Consider the following 18,986-nt stretch of genomic DNA (forward strand, 5'->3'; position numbering starts at 1 on the left):
GTCGATGCGCCGAATCCGCCACGCCGTCGCCCTCCTGTGCGCGCTCGGCTGGACCGCGCTCAGTTCGGCGGCGGATTTTCCACTCGTTGAACACGGGCGCGCGGCGTCGCTCGTGGTTTCCCCGACCGACGCCAAGGTCGTCCAACTCGCGGCCGGCGACCTGGTCCGCGACGTCGCGACGATCACCGGCATCGAGCCGACGATCGAGTCCAGCGCGACTGGTGCCGGGCCGCGCGTGTTCGTCGGCACGCTCGGTCAATCGCCCGCCATCGACACGCTCGTGGCGACCGGTGCGCTCGACGTCGGCTCGTTGCGCGGCGCGTGGGAATCGTTCCTCATCGCTACGCTCGCACCGCCGACCGTGCCCGCACCGACGCTCGTGATCGTCGGCAGCGACCGCCGTGGCACCGCCTTCGGCGTCTACGAGCTTTCCCAGCAAATCGGCGTCTCGCCCTGGCATTGGTGGGCGGACGCAACGCCGGAAAAGAAGGGCGACCTTTCCATCGCCGAAGGCACGCGACGCTTCGGTCCACCGTCGGTGCGTTATCGCGGCATTTTTCTCAACGACGAGGATTGGGGCATGCAGCCGTGGGCGGCGAAGACCTTCGAGCCGGGGAACGGTGGCATCGGCCCGAAGACCTACGCCCGCGTGTTCGAGCTCCTGCTCCGCCTGAAGGCCAACACGCTCTGGCCCGCGATGCACGCGTGCACCCGGCCGTTCAACGCCGACCCGCGCAACGCCGCGCTCGCCGACGACTACGCCATCGTCATGGGCTCCTCGCACGCCGAGCCGATGCTGCGGAACAATGTCGGCGAGTGGCCGCACGAACGCGCCGCCGACTACAACTACGTGACCAACCGCGACGGCGTGCGCGCTTATTGGGAGGAGCGCGTCCGCGCCAACGGTCGTTTCGAAAACCTCTGGACGCTCGGCATGCGCGGCATCCACGACAGCGCGATCCAAGGCGCGAAGACCGATGCCGAGCGCATCGCCGTGTTCGAGCAAGTCTTCGCCGATCAGCGCACGATGCTGGCACAGCACGTCACATCCGACTCCGCGCACGCACCGCAGATTTTCTGCGCCTACAAGGAAGTCCTCGACCTCTACCGCCGCGGCCTGCGCGTGCCCGATGACGTCACGATCGTCTGGCCCGACGACAATTTCGGCTACGTGCGCAGCTTCGCGTCGCCCGAGGAGCGCCAGCGCGCCGGCGGCTTCGGCGTCTACTACCACCTCTCCTACCTCGGCCGCCCGCTCTCGTATCTCTGGCTCTGCACTACGCCGCCGGCGCTCGTCTGGGAGGAGATGACCAAATCCTACGCGCACGGCGCCGACCGCGTCTGGATCGTCAACGTCGGCGACCTGAAACCGGCCGAGATCGGCACCGAGTTCTTCCTGCGACTCGCGTGGGACGTGAAGCAGTGGGGCACCGATGCGCAGCCCCGATTCCTCCGCGAATTCGCCGCGCGCGAGTTCGGCGCTGAGCAAGCCGACCGGATCGCCGCGATCCTCGACCGCTACTACACGCTGAATTTCGCCCGCAAACCCGAGCACCTGCAATGGTGGCTGCCCGGGCAAAGCCCGCGACCGAGCGACTGGACGCAGAGCGACTTGAATGAGCGCCGCTCCAGATTCGACGACTTGCGAACCGACGTCGACGATCTGGCCGGCAAACTGCCCGCGGCCAAGCAGGACGCTTTTTTCGAGTTGATCGGCTACCCGGTGAAAGGCGCCGCGCTGGCCAACCGCCGCTACATCCTCGGTGAGCAAGGTCGGCCCGACGCGGCCTTCGAGGCGGATGCCAAGCTCACGCGCCTGACGCGGCGCTACAACGAGGATATCGCCGGTGGCAAGTGGCGCGGCTTCATGCGCCTCGAACCGGCCGACACCGAGTGGAAATCCATGCGCATCGCGCGCTGGCAGCCGTTGAGTGCGCCCAAAGCCGCGGTTGACGAAGACGCAGAGCAGATCTCGCTTCCCGTGTTTCTCGCCGCCGAGGTGCAGGATCGCTCAGGCATCATCTTCGGGCTCGGTCGCTCGGGCGGGGCATTGGCTGTCACGGCCGGCCGTCATTTCACCTACGACCTCGATGCTCCCGCCGGCGCCTTCGACCTCACATTCGAGTTCCTCCCGACACATCCGCTCCGCGGGGACACGCTGCGCCTCGCGTTCTCGGTCGACGATGCGCCTCCGCAAACCCTCGCGCTGCCCGTGCGCGACGGCGGCGCGGAATGGGCGCAGGGCGTGCTCAACGGCTACCGCCCGCTCTCCACGCGCGTTCAACTCCCGAAACCGGGCCCGCACGTCCTGACGGTCCGAGGCATTGACGATGGCATCGTGCTCGACCGCATCGTTCTTTCTCCCGCTCGGCCATGAAACGCTTTCTGCTTCTCGCGCTCAATCTACTGGCACTGGTGCCCTCGCTTTTCGCCCGCGCGGAAAAAGAAGCCACGCCCCACCCGCTCTTCCGCGATCCGGTTTTCGACGGCGCCGCCGATCCCGTCGTCGTCTGGAATCCGCACGCCCGCGCGTGGTGGATGTTCTACACCAATCGCCGCGCCAACGTCCCCGGCCTCTCCGGCGTCGCGTGGGTGCACGGCACGCGCATCGGCATCGCCGAGTCGCGCGACGGCGGCACGACCTGGAACTACATCGGCATCGCCGACATCGACCTGCCCACCGAAGTCGCCGGCCCACCCGAAACCGCCACCCTCTGGGCCCCCGAAATCGTCACCGCCGCCCAAGCGAATTGTAACCTAATAGGTTACAAAGCACCCTCGCTGCACAGTGAGGCCGCCGGAGATTGTAACCTATTAGGTTACAAATCACCGAGGCCGGCGCGACCGGAACACCGGACGGGGGACCTGCACCACCTGTTTCTCACCGTGGTGCCGGGGGTGTTCGAGGACTGGAAGCACCCGCGCCGTATCGTCCATCTCACGAGCCCCGACCTGCGGCACTGGACCTATCGCTCCACACTCGCGCTCAGCTCCGACCGCGTGATCGACGCCGGCGTGCACCGCCTGCCCGACGGCACGTGGCGGCTCTGGTATAACAACGAACACGATCGCAAATCCATCTACTACGCCGACAGCCCCGACCTCGCGATATGGACCGACCGCGGCAAGTGCGCCGGCGTCGGCGAGCGGCCGGGCGAAGGGCCGTTCGTTTTCACATGGCGCGGGCGACATTGGATGCTCGTCGATCTGTGGCGCGGGCTGGGCGTGTATCGCTCGGAAGATTTCGAACATTGGACGGCGCAGCCCGACAACCTGCTCGCGCAACCCGGCCGCGGCGTCGATGACGGTGTGAACGGCGGACACCCCTGCGTCGTCGTGAACGGCGACCGTGCATTCCTGTTCTATTTCACGCATCCGGGACGCGCCGGCACGATCAAGCCCGAGGACAAGGACTCGCTCGAGCTGCGCCGCAGTTCGATTCAGGTCGTCGAACTGCGCGAGAAGGACGGCGTGCTCTCCTGCGATCGTGACGCCCCGACGTTCGTCGACCTGGGCGAACCCGCGTCCGCGACCTGGCCGAATCCGCTCATCGCCCAGCGCGCCGACCCGCACATCTTCCGCCACACCGACGGCTGGTATTACTTCATGGGCACGGTGCCCGAATACGACCGGCTGGAACTGCGCCGCGCGCGCACGATCGAGGCGCTCGCCACCGCCGAGCCGAAGACGATCTGGTGCCAGCACGCGACCGGTCCGATGGGCGCGCACATCTGGGCGCCCGAACTCCATTTCATCGACGGCCGGTGGTTCATCTACTTCGCCGCCGGCGCGGCGGAGAGAGTCTGGGACATCCGCATCTACGCCCTCGAAAACTCCTCCGCCGATCCGCTCGACGGCGAATGGATCGAGCGCGGCCAGATCGACACCGGTTGGGAATCCTTCGCGCTCGACGCGACGACGTTCGCGCACCGCGGTCGCCAGTATCTCGTCTGGGCGCAGAAGGACCCCGCGATCAAGGGCAACACCAACCTCTACCTCGCACCGATGGCATCGCCGACGAAGCTCGCCGGTCCCGCGGTGCTGCTCTCGCGACCCGAGTTTCCCTGGGAACAAGTCCGCTATTGGGTCAATGAAGGTCCCGCCGTCCTCGTGCGGCACGGCCGCGTATTCATCACCTACTCCGCAGCCGGCACGGGCGCGGAATATTGCCTCGGCCTGCTCAGCGCCGACGAGAATGCCGACCTGCTCGACCCGAAATCCTGGAGCAAGTCGCCGACACCCGTCTTCACGACGAGCGAAGCGAATCGCATCTACGGTCCCGGACACAACTCCTTCACCACCGCGCCCGACGGCGGCGATCTGATCGTCTTCCACGCGCGCAGTTACCGCGGCATCGTGGGCGATCCGCTCAAGGATCCGAACCGCCACACGCGCGTCCAGCGAATCGACTGGCGCCCAAACGGCATGCCCGACTTCGGGTCGCCCGCGCCCGAAACACACTGAGCCCTTCGCCTGTTCGCCAATCTCATCCGCCGGTGAAAATCCGCCTCATCACGCTCTCGCTGCTTCTCGCCGGAGTCGCCTCCGCCACGCCGCTCACGCTCACGGTCGCTGCGCCCGCGATGCTGGCGGCGCCCGAGTTCCATATGGGCGCCGCCACCGCGCCGAACGGCGATACGCTCACACTCGACCGCCGCAGCCTGCTGCTCAACGGACGCCGCTGGACGCCGGTGATGGGCGAGTTTCACTTCAGCCGCTATCCGGCCGCCGAGTGGCGCGCGGAGTTGGCGAAGATGAAAGCCGGCGGCGTGGACATCGTCGCGACCTACGTTTTCTGGATTCACCACGAGGAAGTCGAAGGCACCTGGAACTGGTCCGGCGACCGCAACCTCCGTGCGTTCATCGCCGCCGCCGCCGCCGAGCACCTGAGAGTCATCGTCCGCCTCGGCCCGTGGTGCCACGGCGAAGTCCGCAACGGCGGCCTGCCTGACTGGATTGTCGCTCGGGGCGGCTTCCGCTCCGATGCGCCCGCCTATCTCGCCGCCGCGCGAGCGCTCTACGCGCAAACCGCCGCGCAATGCCGCGACCTCCTCTGGAAGGACGGCGGGCCGGTCATCGGCGTGCAGCTGGAAAACGAATACGGCGGCCCCGCACAGCACCTCCTGACGTTGAAACAGATCGCGCGCGCGGTCGGCTTCGACGTCCCGCTCTACACGCGCACCGGTTGGCCGCAGCTCGCGACGCCGATGCCGTTTGGCGAAATCGTCCCGCTCTACGGCGTCTACGCGGAGGGTTTCTGGGACCGCGAAACGGCCGCGATGCCCGGCCGCTATTGGTCCGGCTTTCATTTTTCCGCGCTGCGCACCGACGCGAACATCGCCAACGAAGCGCTCGGCCGGCGCGACGTGCAGGACGCCCCCGACGTGGCGCTCTATCCGTATCTCACCTGCGAGATCGGCGGCGGCATGATGAGCAGCTATCACCGCCGCATCCTCGTCGACCCGCGCGACATCACCGCGCTGACCTTGGTGAAGCTCGGTTCGGGCTCCGTTTCGCCGGGTTACTACATGTATCACGGCGGCACCAATCCCGTCGGTCGCACGCCACTCATGGAAGCGCAGGACACGGCCATCACCAACTGGAACGACATGCCGGTGAAAAACTACGACTTCCAGGCTCCGCTCGGCCAATACGGCCAAGTCCGACCGCACTACGCCGAGCTCCGCCGCCTGCATTCGTTCCTCCACGACTTCGGCACGCGCCTCGCCCCGCTCGACACGTCGCTGCCCGACGCGCGCCCAACCGGGAAGGATGACCTCGCCACGCTGCGCTGGTCCGTTCGCGCCGACGACGCGCGCGGCTTTCTCTTCGTCAACAATCACGAGCGCGGTCGCACCTTGCCGCCGAAGCCCGGCGTGCAGTTCACGATCAACTTCCCCGCGACCGGCGCGCTTACGCTACCCACCGCGCCCGTCACGATTCCCGCGTCCGCCCACTTCATCTGGCCCTTGAATCTCGACCTCGACGGCGCCGGCACACTCGCCTGGGCCACCGCCCAGCCGCTCGCCGTCGTCCGTAACGGCGCGGAGGAAACCTGGTATTTCGCCGCCACGCCGGGCGTGCCGACCGAGTTCGTGTTCCGCGGCACGCGCGTCGTCGCCCACCGCGGCCGCATCGAGCTTCCCGGCGACGGCTCCACGCGCGTGCTCGATCTCACGCCCGGACGCGAAGCCGCGATGATTCTCAACTCCACCGTGCGTCTCGTGGTGATGGACGAAGCCGACTCGCTCGCCTTCGAACGCGATCCACGCGACGGGTCCGTGCGCTTCGCCCCGCCACCGCGCGAAACGGCGACGCCGCTGGACACAGAGCTCGTGCATGCCGCCGGTGCGGCCCGAGCGGTTCCGCTCGGCCGCGCGCCCAAGCCGGTCGCCGCCATGCCGACCGACGCCGATTTCGCCGCCGCCGCAGTCTGGCGCATCAAATTGCCGACTGGTCTGCGGACCGAGACGCGTCCGCGGTTGCGGCTCCACTACACCGGCGACGTGGCGCGCGTGTTTGTCGACGGCGAATTCGTGAACGACGACTACTATAACGGCGCGCCCCTCGAAATCGGGCTGTGGCGTCATCCCGCGGCGCTGCGCGGCGGCGAGGTCACCGTGGCGATTCTTCCGCTCGCCCGCGAAAGTGTCAGCGGTCCCGCGCCCAAAATCTACTTTTCGTCGTCGGCCGCTCTCCCCGATTTCGGCGACCGCGATGCGGTGGCCGAGTTGCTCGCGGCCGAGCTAATCACGACCGGCGGCGAGCAGAAATAGCTGAGAGGCGGTCGCCGCTCGGATGGCGGCGACAGCGCCCACGCCAGCCACCCTTGCTCAGTCGCGCGGCAGCTGATCGCCGACCAGCGCGAGGCACTGCATCGCGGCCAAACCCCATTGCGCCGTGTCGTTGGTCGACACGCCGAACGCCTCGTCAACTGGCCGCAGAACCGCAGGGCCCTCGATGTGTTTCGTCTCGTTGCGTGGACGGTTGCGACTCGGGCGTCCACCCGGACCAGGCGGATGGAGAAACTCATTCCAGGCGCGCGCGGCGAGCGCCGTGTCGCCCGTCTGCCGCGCCGCGAAAGCGGTGAGGCGCGAGTGACCTTGCTCGAGATTCGTGCCCGTGAGCGGTGCGCCGAAACGCGCTGCCTGCTCCGCCTTCGGCGCATTATAGAGTCGGCAGTAGTCGAGCCACGCGGTCTTGAATTCCGGCACCTCGGGCAGCAACTGCACGAGTTCGGCGCAGACCTCGACGAGGCCGAACACCGCCGAGAGATGCGACACCACCGGTTTATCGAAGGTCGAGTGCGCGAACGCGCCGGTCGCCAACTCGAGCCGCGCGCCGCCGGTGAAAAAGCCGAGCGGCTGCGAGGCGATCGTCCGCATGCTCGCGAGGAGCCGGTCGCGCATTTTCGGATCCGCCGTGCGTTCCCATTCCGTGAGCCACGCGCCCGCCAGCGAGCCCCAGTCGGTGCCGAAGCCGGCGTAGACTTCGCGCGCGTTCGGATCGGGCGCGGTCACGCGATCCTTCGCGACCTTGCGGTTCGCCTGGGTCGTCGCGAGCGCGCGCGCCGCCTCGATCTGTTCGCGCATGAGATCGCCGACGCGCTCGTCACCGGTCAGGTAGTAATAGAATCGCCGGTTCAGCGCCGTGCTGATGCGCAGCTGCTTCGCGCTGCAGCCCCAGTGCAGAACGTTGTGCCGCGAGCCGAGCGGCGCAAAGCGTCCGAGGTGGTGCACGTCGACTTCGCCGGTATGACGAGTCATCGCCTCGGCAAAACGGAACACGTCGGCGCGTCCGGTGCGGAGAAAGTAGAACCACAACCAGAGATCGGTAGAGAGCTCCGAGTTGTCCCAGGCAAAACCGCCGACATCGTAACGCCACTCGTGACGGTCCGCGTCGTAGGTGTGCATGACGTCGCCGTAGTTCCAGAAACCATACCAACGGCGACTCTCGCGTTCCTGTTGGTAGAAGCCGAAGAGCCAGCTCAACCGGTCCTCAATGGCCATCTTGCCCGGAGCGCTGCGATCGACCGGCGCCCAGAGATCGCCGAACACCGCGCAGCGGTGCAGGTGCTCCGGCGTCGTCACGAGCACGGGCGGCGTGCGCACGACCTCGGCAAATTCGACCAGACGCTCGCGCGTCGGCGTCGCGGCGACCGGGAAAAGGAACAGCTCGCTCGTCCGCGCCACGCCTTCGGGTTTGTCGAAGCCCGGCTCGTAGTCCTCGTAGGTGATGTCGAGACCCTCGAGCTGTTTCTCGTAGGTGTCCTGACCCATCCCATCATGATAGCCGCGCAAGTCCATCGCCGCGGCATCCGGCGCCCAGAGCCACGCGGTCAACTCGGCCGTCTCGCCCGTCGCCCCTCGCACGTCGAGTTGAGCCGGGTAACTTTGCCAGAAATTGCGAATGCCCATCGCGAGCCCACCCGACGGCGTGCCGATGTAGGCGAGTCCACCCGCGCGCTGACCACGTGACGGCGTAAGCCAGGTGCGTCCTTCTTTCGTGCGTTTGCGAATCTCGAACCCGTCACAGCTCGACTGAAAGAGCGTCCAATCCGCGTAGGCGGGCACATATTTCAGCAGCTGCGGCACGGGCGCACGCCACTCGGCCAACGGCGGCGTGGCCGCACCGGCGAGTTGCGCTTCACGGATCTCCTTGCCCGGATCGCGGCGCAGGCCGGTGATGCCCCGCACGGCCTCGGCGAACAAACCCGCTTCCTGCCCGGAAAAACGCACATGCCGGTCGTGCAGCTCGCCGCGCATCGGCACCTCGAACCGCACACCGAGTCCGCGAATGAAATCCCGGTTCTCGTCGCCGTCGTGCACGATCGTGTGCAGCACGCGGATCGCCTCGCCGCCCGCATGGAAGTAGAAGCGCACCACAAAAGGCAGCCAAGCGCGGCCCGCGCGCGCGTGTTTTCCCTCCACTTTCACGACCGCGCGAATCGGGCCGGACTGCTCGAGCGTGACGCGCTCGATGGCGCCGCTGAATTCCTCGATCACGGGCGCACCGCTGCGATCCTCACGCAGGCAAACGAGCCGCCCGGCGCGCGCGACCTCCGCGCCGCCGCGCACAAGCGACGCGACGAGACGGTCGCCGGACCTGTTGAGGCGGCAAGTCACCACACCGGTGTCCACCGTGATGCTCGCCGCGTCTTCGGCGACATGCAGCGGCGTGGCGGGCGCGGCCGGCTGGCCGGCGGAAATCTCGATTTCGTGCGGCACGACGCCCGCGGGCAGCGCGTGCGCAGTCCATTTCAGCGAGCCATCGGGCCACGTGGCGAGCGGCCAGCTTTGGGTGGGGAAATTGGCACCGTCGGTGCCGCGCAGCGCGAAGCTCGTGCCAGCGGCCTGCGTGCCGCGCGGCCACGCTACGCCCCACGTCGCACCGGGGAAATACCTCGGCGGCGCCACATCGAGCCAGCGCACGGGAGCGATTCCCGGTTTCAGAGGGGCTGACGTCCGTGCGGCGGCCGATGGCGGCGAGTCGGCCTGGAGTTGCGAGACGAGGTTGAGCGCGGCGGCACCGAGCACGGTGCTGCGCACGAATTCCCTGCGAGTGAAGTGTGCCATGGGGTTGGGGATGGTCCGCGTGGGGACGGCGCGGGAAGAGGGAGACGGCGGAACTATGGACAAGGTCACGTCATTTGCCGGAGCTTAAAATTCGGACCGTCCGAGGAATTTCGTTGAATCGGCCGGTCGGTGTGGCTCCCTGAAACGAGCCTATCCCATGGCCACCCCGACCCTGCGCACCCTGGCCCGCGAACTGGGCCTCTCCCGCACCACGGTATCCGACGCGCTGCGCGGCTCGCCGCGCGTGAAACCCGAGACCGTCGAGCGCGTCCGCGCCGCCGCCAAAGCCGCGGGTTACGACCGCAATCCACTCGCCGGCGCGGTCATGTCGTTCCTGCGCCGTTCCTGCGGGCAGCAATTCCGCGGCGTGCTGGCCGTCATCGAAATCGTCGCCGACAACCAGTCGGAGAATGCCCAGCGCTACAATGACGCGGTGTTCCGCGGCGTATCCGACAAGGCGGCGCAACTCGGCTTCAAGGTCGATCGTTTCCAGATCGGCGCGGCGGGACTCAAGCTCAGCCGGCTCGACTCCATTCTTCAGACCCGCGGCATCAACGGCCTGATCGTGCTGCCCGCCGCCGGATTTCCCGACCTCACCGGACTCAGCTGGTCGCGCTACACGGCGGTCTACGTCGACTACTTCGTCGACAGCCCGCCGATGCACTGCGTGTGCTCGGACCACTATCGCTCGATGATCGGCCTGCTGCGCGACCTGCATGCGCGCGGCTTCCGTCGGCCCGGGATGTTCATCGAGACCTCGCTCGACGAGCGCCTGCACTTTCGCTGGGAAGGCGCGTTCCTCGCCCTCCAGCACTACCTGCCGGAAATCTCCAAAGTGCCGATCCTCCGCGCGGAGGGCGTGAATTTCGACGTGTTCCGTCCGTGGTTCGAGCAATACAAGCCCGACGTCGTGCTCGGCCATTTTCCGGACGCGCTGGCCTGGATGAAGCGCTGCGGCGCAAAGGTCCCGCGCACCCACAGCTTCGTCTGCCTGAACTCGCTGCGCACCGACGGCAGCTGCGCCGCGATGGATTTCCAGGCGCCCCAACTCGGCGCCCGCGCGACGGAGCTCGTCACCGGTCACCTGATGCACAGCGAATTCGGCATCCCGTCGCAGCCGTCGCTCACGACCATCCCCGCCCGCCTCATCGAAGGCCCGACGCTGCGCCCGCGCGAGGCGTCGGCCGAGCAAGACGCTCCTCCGCGTCGCCGCCGCGCGGCAACGAGAGCAACCGTCAGTTAATTTTCCGACCGAAAGGCCGCGAGGCTGGCGTCGCTCGCAACGAAACCTGCCAGCGCGTGCGCGACGATTGAGGCGTTCAGTTCGGCGCCGGCGCGGCTGGTGTGGGTGTGCTCGTCCGCGAAGAGGGCGTCGACGGCCGCTTGACCGAGCTCGTCGTAGCGGGTGGCGACGAGTTCGTTGAGATCGATGCAGCGGACGCCTTCATGCCGGGCGACTTCGCGCGCCCACGCGGCATAGCTGTCGTTGCTCCGGACAATCTTGCCGTCCTTCCACGTCTTGCGGGGCACAAGGGTGCAGATGATCGGCGTGGCACCCGCCGCCTTCGCGTCGCGGATGTAGCGGCGCAAATAGGAGCCGTAGGTGCCGACGGTTTCCCGCGTGTGCGTAAATTGGTTGTCGATCGTCTCCGTCTCCTCGCCGACACCCTTGATCGTGCCGCGCGCCCGCGTGGTGTCGTTGAGCGGCCCGTTGTCGTTATGGCCGAATTGCATCAACACCACGTCGCCGCGCTTCAGTAAGGTCAGCGCGCGTTCCCAGTGGCCTTGCGTCAAAAATGTGCGGCTGCTCAGGCCGCCGATGGCCCGATTGACGACGTTGATCTTGCTCGGATCGAAATGCGTCGCGAGCGGCTCGCCCCACCCCCATTGCCCGCCAGCACCGTCGCCGCGACCGTTGCGCACGGTGGAATCGCCGATGAGGAGCAGCGTGGGGAGCTTCGGATCGCGAGGCTCCGGGAGGTTCAGCCAGCCGATCGGGTCCGGCTGGATCGCGGCACCGGCGGGCGCGAGCCAGCGCGCGAAGTTCGCTTCCTTTGCCTTCAAGCCGAGGAGTCCTGCGACGACTTGCTGTGCGACGGCATCGGCACCGGTGACGTTCGTGTGGGTGTGATCGGCGGGGAAGAAGGTTTTCACTTTCTCCTCTCCGAGTTTTTGAAACGCGTCGGCAACGAGCCGGCTCACGTCGACGAACCACACGCCCTCCGCCTGGGCCAGTTCGCGCGTCCAATCGCGATGCGGCGCGCCGCGTTCGATTTTGCCGTCCGGCCACTGGCAGCGGATGGTGCGCGAGAGGAGAATCGGCGTGGCGCCCTTCGCGCGGACATCGCGGATCATCTCGCGCAGGTAGCTGCCGAAGGTGCGCACGGTTTCCGGTTTTCCCGTCAGGACGTTCACGATGTCTTGCGTCTCCTCGCCGAGTCCGGGCAACGAGCCGCGCGAACGCATCTTCTCGCGGGGCGTCGCGGCATCTTCGTTCACCGGACTGCTGTCGTTGTGCCCGAACTGAATCAGCACCCAATCGCCCGGCTTCACGTCGGCGAGCAGCTTCGCCCACCACCCTTGCGTGATGAAAGTCCGCGAGCTGCGGCCGCCGAGCGCGCGATTGGAGACGTTCACCTTGGAGAGATCGAGGTATTTGGCGAACTCGACCGCCCAACCCTGCTGCGGCGCCTTCGCGCGCGCGGCAGTCGAATCGCCAGCGACGAAGATCGTCGGCAACGCGGGGTCGATCTTGCCGGGATTTTCGGGCGGGGCGTCGGGCAGGCCGGCCGGAGGTGGCGTCTGCGCCGAGGCGAGAACAAGGGAACTCATGGCGAGGAGGGCGAGCGCGGGGAGTTTCATTGGGCGGTGACTTCGATTTGTCCGGTGGTGAGACCTGCGGAAGTGGCGAGAATCCTGATGCCGCCACCCGCTCCGGCGCGAGGACGGACAACAATGAGCGCAAGACCGTTGAAGACCGCGCGCTCCGGGCTTTGGAACGACACATGGCTGGTCGCGTCGCCGTTGTCGGTCGCCACCAAATCGGCGGGCCCTTCCACGGAAACTTTCAGCAACGACTTCGCGCGCGGCACGACATCGCCGCGCGCGTCGACGATTTCAGCAGTGACGAAAACCAAGTCCTGTCCATCGGCGCGCAGCGCAGTGCGGTCCGCCTTCAGGCGCACGGCTGCGGCTGGACCGGTGGTGCGCACGACGGCGTCGGCCCACGGCTGACCGTGCTTGTAGGTCACGACCTTCAATTCGCCGGGCTGATACTTCACGTCGTCCCAGCGGAAGCGGTATTCGAAGGCGCCGCGTTTCCTGCGACCGAGCGACTGGCCGTTGAGGAAAAGCTCGGCTTCGTCGCCCGAGCTGTAGACGTGCACCGGCGTCACCTGCCCGATGCGTTCCGGCCAGTTCCAGTGCGGGAGAATGTGCGCCATGCGGAGGTCCGGGCGCCAGCGGGATTGGTAGAGGTAGAAGCGGTCCTTCGGAAACCCGGCGAGGTCCACGATGCCGAAGTAACTGCTGCGCGACGGCACGCGAATGCGGCCAAGGTCGGCGAGCTCCTTCGCGGCTTTCTCGCGCGCAGCCTGATCGGCGAAGTTGAGGAGGTTCGTGGCGTCGGCGTTGAAAGGCGTCGGCTCGCCGAGATAGTCGAAACCGGTCCAAACGAACTCGCCGAGCACACTCGGATTCGCATCGAGCCCTTTCCATTCCGCATCCGGCGGGAAGGCCCACCGCGGCGCGGCGAGATCGTAGCTGCTCACCTGAAAGTCCGAACGTCCCTCCGCCTTGTCGTCCGACACCGGGAAGAAATACTCGCCGCGCGAGCTGATCGTCGACGCGGTTTCAGAGCCCATGAGCACGATGTGCGGGTAGTGCGCGCGGACCTTCGCGTAGTCTTCCGGCTTGTAGTTGTAGCCGACGACGTCGAGGACGTCAGCAAAACCCATGTAGGGCGCGTTCACGTTGTGCAGGCCCATCACGACGGAACGCGTGCGGTCCTCCTCGCGCACGATCGCGGCGAGGTGCGCGGCCAGCTTCCAACCGTCGGCTTCGAAGATCTCGCGCACTTCGTTGCCGATGCTCCATTGCACGATGCAGGGGTGGTTGCGGTCGCGGCGCACCATGGCGCGCAGATCCTTCTCGTGCCAGTCGTCGAAGACACGGCTGTAGTCGTCGCGCTTCTTGCCCAATCGCCAGGCATCGAACGCCTCGACCATGACGACGAAGCCCATGCGATCGCACAATTCGAGGAGCTCGGGTGCCGGCGGATTGTGGCTCGTGCGGAGCGCATTGCAGCCCACGGCCTGAAGAATCTCCAATTGCCGCTCCAAAGCGCGCACGTTGATCGCCGTGCCGAGCGCGCCGAGATCGTGGTGATTGCACACGCCGTTGAGGACGACGCGCTCGCCGTTGAGCAAAAAACCCTTCGTGGACGAGACGACGAGCGAGCGAATGCCGAAGGGCGTGCGCACTTCGTCGATCACGCGGCCGTCGCGCACTATCCGCGTCTCGGCGACGTAGCGGTTCCGCTCGTGTAAGCTCCAGAGCCGCGGTGCGGGCACCACGAGCGAGTGCGCGGCGTTGGCTTGGCGGCCGGCCGGGATGCGCGCCGCTTGCCCGCCGCTCTCAGCCACCGGTGCGCCGATGGCGCGACCCTCGGCGTCCGCCGCAAAAATCCGCACGCTGGCTTCCACCTCGGCCGGCTCGGCCGAGAGATTGTCGAGCGTGATTGCGACGTGAACCAGCGCGGACTGCGCGCTCACTTGCGGCGTGGTCACCGCGACGCCCCAATGCGCAACCGAGACGTCGGCAGTCTTTGTCAGCCAGACATTGCGGTAGATCCCCGCACCGGGATACCAACGCGAGGATTCGCGCGGATTATCGAGTCGCACTGCGAGCGTGTTCTCCGCGCCGGGCTTGAGGAAGCGCGTGAGGTCGACGCGCCACGAGGTGTAGCCGTAGGGCCAGCCGCCGACGAACTCGCCGTTGCACCAGACGAGCGCGTAGGACATCGCGCCGTCGAACTCGAGGTGGATGCGTCGGCCGGCGTCGCTCGCGGGCAGCATGAATTTTTTCCGATACCAACCGACGCCGGCGTAGGGCAGCTTGCCCGTGTCGCCGGAAAGCTCCTGCTGGAACGGCCCCTCGATCGCCCAGTCGTGCGGCAATGTCACGGCACGCCACGCGTCGTCCTTGAATTCGGGGCGCGAATATTGAATCGGGCGTCCGCCCGGCATCCCTTCGCTCCGCGCACGCGGTGCCGGCAGGTAGTTGAGCAGCTCGTCGCCCGTCGGCAGCACCCACGCGCGCACGCGTTCGTAGTCCAATGCGCCGCCCGTGTCGGGCTGATCGCCGCGCGTGAATTTCCATCCGTCGTTGAGGGGCAGGCGCTCGCGCGGCGAATCGGTGACGGCGGCGAACACGCCAGTCGACAATGTGGCCGCAAGGAGAAGACAGCGGGAGAGATTCATGGGAAAAACCGTTCGCGTCGGCGGCGAAGCACGCTTTCGCTGGAGGGGTGAGAATTCGCTGGCTGATTTCGTTGCTCTCGCTGTCCGTCACCCTCGCATCCGGCACCGAGCGCGTGGTGCATGCGGATGACTTCACGCACGGTCTGTCGCGCTGGAGCGTCGAGCAGATGCCCGGCGGACGCGTGTTCAGCGAAGCGGGGCGACTCGTGATCGAGGACACCGCCGGTTGCACGGTGTGGTTTCGCGAAAAACTCCGCGCACCGGTGACAATCCGCTATCGTGCGACGGTCAGTGCGCGCAGCCGCGTGTCGGATTTGAACTGCTTCTGGATGGCCAGCGATCCGGCGCATCCGGGGCCGCTGTGGGAAAACGCCGCGCGGCGCACCGGGAAGTTCGAAGACTACGATCGCCTCGCCACTTACTATGTCGGCTGCGGGGGCAACGAGAACACGACCACGCGGTTCCGGCGCTACGACGGCCAAGGCGCAAAACCGTTGTTGCCCGAACATGACCGACGCGACCGTGGCTCGCTGCTGGAAGCGGACCGCACCTATTTGATCGAGATCAGCGTCACGGCCGACGGCCGCGTGCGCTGGAGCCGCGACGGAGTGGTCGTGTTCGAGTTCAATGATCCGCAGCCGCTGCGCGAAGGCTGGTTTGGGCTGCGGACGGTGCATAGCCGGATCGAGATCGCGGATTTCGCGGTTACGGCGCCAACTTCAGCTGTTGCAACGCCGTGACGATCTCGCGCGGCACCGCAATCACGGTGCCGTGGCGCGGACGCTGAGGAGTGCCTTCGTCGGGCAGGCGCAGCTGGCGCGTCGCGTCTTCCCAGTGCGCAAGGTCGCGGGAGCGCAGAACACCGTAGTGTTTTTCGATGTAAGCGTCGAAATAGAGCAGGTATTCGTCACCGACGCAGACCACCGACGGCCCCTCGACCCAGAGTTTCGCCGGCGAGAACGGCGGCGAAACATGCGTGAACGGACCGCGCGGATTCGCACCGATGGCGTGCAGGAGATTCTTCGCCGGCTGCGGGTAGCGTGTCTCGTCCTTGAAGAACAGATGCCAGTCCCGTCCGACTTTGAGCAGCGTGGCGTCGATGGCACTGAAGCCGAAATCGAACAAGACACGAGCGGGCGTGAAGGTCGCGAAATCCTTCGTCGCGGTATAGTAAATGCGATGGTTGAGTCCGTTTTCCGAGCTCTCGGCTCCGGCGGAAAAACATCCCGGTATCGTGGTCGCCCAGAGGATGAGAAACTCCGCCGCGTCCGGATCCCAGACGATCTCGGGCGCCCAGCAATTCCGCGCCGCCGACTCGCGCGCCATCACGGAAATCTCCCGCGGCGTGCTCCAATGGACGAAATCCCGGGTCGACGCGTAGCCGATGCCGTGTTCCCACCAGCCCGACGTCCACACGACGTGAAAAACGCCGTCCGGGCCGCGTGCGACCGAGGGGTCGCGGATGAGTTTCTCCTTCGCGCCGATCGTCGGCCGCAGCACGCTCGCGCCGCCCACGAGTTTCTCCCACCGGAAACCATCGTCGCTCCAGGCGAGATGCAGGCCATCGGCGCCGTTCTGTGTGAAGTAGGCGAAAAGCAGCGCTTCCGAGTCGGCACTGCGCGCCGCGACCCACGCGGAAAACGCGAGGCAGCAAACCAGGGCGAGACGGCGCGGGATCATCGGCAACAGCGATGCAAGGGAGCAGGTGGGCTTGCGGCGCGACAATCGCCGCGACGGCGGACAGTTCAATGCGGTCAAGGTGAAGCAAGCATCGCGCGCGCGATGCCGAGATTGGCGCGCACGGCGGTGTCGTTCGGCCGGGCTTGCAGGATGAGTTCGTATTCGGCGACCGCCTCGGGGAAGCGGCGCAGCGCGAGGTAGCAATTGGCGAGATTGTTGCGCGCCTGATAATGCTCCGGCTCGGCGGCGAGCGCGGCGCGGAAGGAGTCGATGGCTTCGGCGAATCGGCCTTGCCGCGCGACGAGATTACCCAACGCGACTGCGGCCGCGGCATAGGCGGGCCGCATGCGCAAGGCGCTGCGCAGCTCACGCTCGGCAGTCGCGGCATCGCCGGCGCGTTCGCGCAGACGCGCCAAATAGAAATGCGCTTCGGGCAACTCGGGAGGTTCGGCGAGCGCTTGCTCGAGCAGCGGCGCCGCTTCGCCGACACGTCCGAGCGGGAGCAACAGCCCGGCGAGGCTCACGCGGATGTCGTTCGCCGGCTGCAATGCGAGCGCAGCGCGCAGTTGCATGACCGCCTCCTCCGCCCTGCCCTGCCGCTCGAGCGCTTGCGCGAGGTTCACATGCGCGTCGACGTAGCCGGGGTCGGCCTGCAATGCGGCCTGAAAACGATCCTGCGCCTCGGACCAATGTCCGGCGAGCAGCGCCATCTTGCCGAGCTCGAAGTGCGCGAACGCGTGATTGGGCTGCAAGAGCAGCGTCCGCTGGAATTGCTCCCGCGCTTCGTCGAGCCGGCCCGCTTGGGCCAGCGCGACGCCGAGGTTATGGTGCGCACGCGGATTGTTCGGCCGCTTTTGGACCGTGTCGCCCCAAAGCGCGATGGCCGAAGCGTAATCGCTGTTGCGCTGGAAAGTAGCGACCCCGAGCGCGACGACGATCGCCGCCGCCGCGAGCGTTCCCACGAGCGGCGGCGCGGCCAGACGGTGCACACCCCAACGAATGGCCGCCGCTCCGGCCACGATGACGGCGGCGAGCGGCAAATACAGACGATGCTCGACGATCATCTGGTCGACGCCCGGCAGAAGGCTGCTCGGCGCGAGCAGAGCGAAAAACCAGAGTCCCAGGAATCCCCAGCCCGGCCAGCGCCACAGTGCGATCGCCGCCAGCACGACCAAAGGCAGCACGAGCAGCGCGAACGGAAGCACCTCAGTCACATTGCCCACTCGATACGCCTCGTATTCGAAAACCAAAGGTGTCGGCCAGACGGCGAGCTGGAGATACGTCGCGATGGCTCTGAACTGGGTCAACCAGCGCGCGGTCCACGCCGCCGGATCGCTCAACACGAAGGTGCCGCCGCGATCGCCACCGGTCATGGCCAGGCAACCGGCGACCACCAGCCACGAGGACGCAAGCGCGAGGTAGTAACCGCGGCGCGTCCGCCAAGCGGTGGCCAAGTCCCCCGCGAAAAACGCGCGATCGAAAAACAACACCAGCACGGGCACGACGACCATCACCTCCTTCGTGCCGGCACCGAGTAGGCAGCAGACGACGGAGAGTGCAGACCAAGTGCGAGCGCCGAAGCGCGCCGGTGCCACATCGGCGGCCGCAGGCGCGGCGGCGCGCGCAAAACAATACAGAGTCAGCAGGCAAAACAGCCCCATGAGCGATTCGGCCCGCTGCACGATGTAGGTCACCGACTCGGTTTGGAGCGGGTGCAGCATCCACGCGAACGCGACGGCGACGGCCAAACCGCTGCTGCGCCGTCCGGCGATCGGGACTCGGCGCACGACGCCGAAAAGCGCCAGCGCTCCCGCCCAATGCATGAGGAGATTCGTCAGGTGATAGCCGCGCACGTCGAGTCCGCCGAGAGCGTGATTGAGGGCGAACGTGAAGTTGAGCACTGGCCGGCCGCTCACGGTTTCCCCGCCTTGGTGCGGCGGAGTCAGCCAGGCGAACGAGCCCAGATCGCGCAGGCTGCGATTTTCCAGAATCGAAGCGTGGTCGTCGAAAACGAAGGGGGCGCGCCATGTGTTCGCCCACGCGAGCGCCGCCGCCGCGAGGAGCAGGACGGCGACGAGCAGAGGACGTTCGTGCCACTCGGGGCGCGAAGCCGGGGCGTCGGATTTTTTCATGGGCGCGCGAACGGGCCGTGTTGGCGCGACAGTTTTCGTGGGGCGGCGCGAGGGAACAACATGAAAAGCCCTCCGGGGACACCGGAGGGCTGAAGGGCGCGAAGTTGTTCGCTCGTTTC

Annotated in this window: 10 protein-coding genes; 5 read left to right on the plus strand and 5 right to left on the minus strand. The window is 66.9% G+C overall.

Going from position 1 to position 18,986, the window contains the following annotated elements; all coding sequences use genetic code 11:
- Window positions 1–4 precede the first annotated feature (4 nt).
- From KF715_21330 to KF715_21340, 3 genes are all read left to right on the plus strand, one after another.
- On the plus strand, window positions 5–2,377 hold the full coding sequence (locus tag KF715_21330) for a glycosyl hydrolase 115 family protein (protein ID MBX3739244.1): 2,373 nt from the start codon (window positions 5–7) through the stop codon (window positions 2,375–2,377).
- 818 nt (window positions 2,378–3,195) lie between these two features.
- The gene (locus KF715_21335) at window positions 3,196–4,464 is read left to right on the plus strand and encodes a family 43 glycosylhydrolase (GenBank protein ID MBX3739245.1); all 1,269 of its coding nucleotides are present in this window, start codon (window positions 3,196–3,198) and stop codon (window positions 4,462–4,464) included.
- Between the two features lie 32 nt (window positions 4,465–4,496).
- The gene (locus tag KF715_21340; GenBank protein ID MBX3739246.1) at window positions 4,497–6,776 is read left to right on the plus strand and encodes a beta-galactosidase; all 2,280 of its coding nucleotides are present in this window, start codon (window positions 4,497–4,499) and stop codon (window positions 6,774–6,776) included.
- 57 nt (window positions 6,777–6,833) lie between these two features.
- On the opposite strand, the gene KF715_21345 is transcribed toward KF715_21340, so the two are convergent.
- The gene (locus tag KF715_21345; GenBank protein MBX3739247.1) at window positions 6,834–9,575 is read right to left on the minus strand and encodes a Tat pathway signal sequence domain protein; all 2,742 of its coding nucleotides are present in this window, start codon (window positions 9,573–9,575) and stop codon (window positions 6,834–6,836) included.
- Between the two features lie 157 nt (window positions 9,576–9,732).
- Here KF715_21345 and KF715_21350 point away from each other — a divergent pair, with 157 nt between their 5' ends.
- Complete coding sequence (locus tag KF715_21350; protein ID MBX3739248.1) at window positions 9,733–10,818, plus strand: LacI family DNA-binding transcriptional regulator; 1,086 nt, start codon at window positions 9,733–9,735, stop codon at window positions 10,816–10,818.
- On the opposite strand, the gene KF715_21355 is transcribed toward KF715_21350, so the two are convergent.
- Both KF715_21355 and KF715_21360 read right to left on the minus strand, forming a co-directional pair.
- Complete coding sequence (locus KF715_21355; GenBank protein MBX3739249.1) at window positions 10,815–12,437, minus strand: rhamnogalacturonan acetylesterase; 1,623 nt, start codon at window positions 12,435–12,437, stop codon at window positions 10,815–10,817. The two genes, KF715_21350 and KF715_21355, sit on opposite strands and share 4 nt — an antisense overlap.
- Complete coding sequence (locus KF715_21360) at window positions 12,434–15,055, minus strand: DUF4982 domain-containing protein (GenBank protein MBX3739250.1); 2,622 nt, start codon at window positions 15,053–15,055, stop codon at window positions 12,434–12,436. The genes KF715_21355 and KF715_21360 overlap by 4 nt, the downstream gene beginning before the upstream one ends.
- Before the next feature lie 47 nt (window positions 15,056–15,102).
- Between KF715_21360 and KF715_21365 the strand changes: the two genes are divergently transcribed.
- The gene (locus KF715_21365) at window positions 15,103–15,795 is read left to right on the plus strand and encodes a hypothetical protein (GenBank protein MBX3739251.1); all 693 of its coding nucleotides are present in this window, start codon (window positions 15,103–15,105) and stop codon (window positions 15,793–15,795) included.
- Here the strand turns inward: KF715_21365 and KF715_21370 are convergent.
- Both KF715_21370 and KF715_21375 read right to left on the minus strand, forming a co-directional pair.
- The gene (locus tag KF715_21370) at window positions 15,761–16,735 is read right to left on the minus strand and encodes a glycoside hydrolase family 43 protein (protein ID MBX3739252.1); all 975 of its coding nucleotides are present in this window, start codon (window positions 16,733–16,735) and stop codon (window positions 15,761–15,763) included. The two genes, KF715_21365 and KF715_21370, sit on opposite strands and share 35 nt — an antisense overlap.
- Before the next feature lie 74 nt (window positions 16,736–16,809).
- A complete protein-coding gene (locus KF715_21375; GenBank protein MBX3739253.1) occupies window positions 16,810–18,867 on the minus strand; it encodes a tetratricopeptide repeat protein in 2,058 nt (685 codons plus the stop codon).
- Window positions 18,868–18,986: the final 119 nt, after the last annotated feature.

It is taken from the genome of Candidatus Didemnitutus sp. (assembly GCA_019634575.1).
GTDB lineage: Bacteria > Verrucomicrobiota > Verrucomicrobiia > Opitutales > Opitutaceae > Didemnitutus.